The following is a 794-nucleotide window of genomic DNA, read 5'->3' as shown; positions in this document are numbered from 1 at the left end:
TATCGGGAGCTTCCGGACCGGGTCAAGGAGGACGTGAGGTCCTTGCGTGCCCGGCACAGCTTCGAGGCGGTATTCGGCGCCGCCAAGCCGCTGGAAGAACGGTACGAACTTCGAGAACGATTCCCCGATGCCGAGCATCCTGTGGTGCGCACGCATCCCGAGACGGGGGAGGAGATCCTCTATGTGAATGTCTTCGCCACGCACTTCACCAATTTTCACACCCCGGACCGCGTCCGTTACGGTGCCGACTACTCACCGGGTGGAAGCGATTTGCTCAACTACCTGAAGAGTCGTGCAGCGATCCCCGAGTACCAGGTTCGCTGGACCTGGACGACGGACAGCATCGCTATCTGGGACAACCGATCAACACAGCATTACGCGGTGCAGGACTACTGGCCCGCCGTCCGAAAAATGGAGCGCGCGACGATTGCGGGCGACAAGCCGTTCTGAGATTCACCATTCTGACGTATTTGCTGCGGGCTGGACCCGCCCGGCATGTACACCCCATTTTCAGCCTTTGAAAGGAATCGCAATGAGCAAGTTCGACGTCACCAAGACGAATATCGCGGTCGCGCAGCTGATCGAGCGGACCGACAACCCGCGGCACAAGTACTTGCTGCATGCCTACAACCGGCACCGCAACCTCGAAGTCGCCGGCCGGTGGGAGGAGATCTTCGCGCCGGACATGATGGTCGAGAACCCTGTCTACAACTTCAGCACCTTCGGCCGCACGGTTCGGCTCGAGGGTGCCGATGCGATCAAGAGCATCTACAGCGAATGGGCCGGCACCGGGG

The 794-nt window shown here is 60.6% G+C and carries 2 protein-coding genes; both read left to right on the top strand.

Features of this window, described 5'->3' with window-relative positions:
* On the top strand, positions 1–450 hold a 450-nt coding region (locus tag AC1DYG_RS18655; protein ID WP_477641362.1), incomplete at its 5' end, for a TauD/TfdA dioxygenase family protein.
* Positions 451–532: 82 nt separating this feature from the next.
* On the top strand, positions 533–794 hold a 262-nt coding region (locus tag AC1DYG_RS18650; protein WP_477641361.1), incomplete at its 3' end, for a hypothetical protein.

The sequence above is a fragment of the Pedococcus sp. P1_H8 genome, from assembly GCF_056405175.1.
The sequence above is the reverse complement of the archived record's forward strand: the minus strand, read 5'-3'. Positions and strand labels throughout refer to the sequence as shown.